Below are 502 nucleotides of genomic sequence, written 5' to 3' on the forward strand. Positions count from 1 at the left end.
GTTTCGGCTTTGGGGCTGGGCTGCATGGGAATGTCCGAGTTCTACGGGCGTAGCGATCGCAAGGCATCGCTTGCCACGATCGCCGCAGCGCTCGAAGCCGGCGTCACTCTGTTCGACACAGGTGACTTCTATGGAATGGGCCATAACGAGATGTTGCTCGCCGAGGGGCTTCGCGGGCAACGTGACAAGGCGTTCCTTCAGGTGAAATTCGGCGCGCAGCGCGGTCCGGATGGCGCGTTCATGGGTATCGATGCTCGGCCAGCCGCGGTCAAAACCGCGCTGGCGTATACCCTCAAACGGCTGGAAACGGATTATGTCGATCTCTATCAGACTGGACTGGACCCTGCTGTGCCGGTCGAAGAGACGATTGGCGCCATCGCCGAGCTGGTCCAGCAAGGCTATGTCCGTCACGTCGGCATTACCAATGTCGATGCTGAGACCATCCGCCGCGCGTACAGCACGCATCCGATAACGGCGCTGCAATTCGAGTACAGCATCATGT

Annotated in this window: 1 protein-coding gene; it reads left to right on the plus strand. The window is 60.0% G+C overall.

The features are described from left to right. The coding region (locus AB1462_RS31725) for an aldo/keto reductase (protein WP_367249033.1) at nucleotides 1-502 on the plus strand (502 nt) is incomplete at both ends.

The sequence above is a fragment of the Pseudomonas sp. SB113 genome (genome assembly GCF_040754745.1).
Taxonomy (GTDB): domain Bacteria; phylum Pseudomonadota; class Gammaproteobacteria; order Pseudomonadales; family Pseudomonadaceae; genus Aquipseudomonas; species Aquipseudomonas grimontii.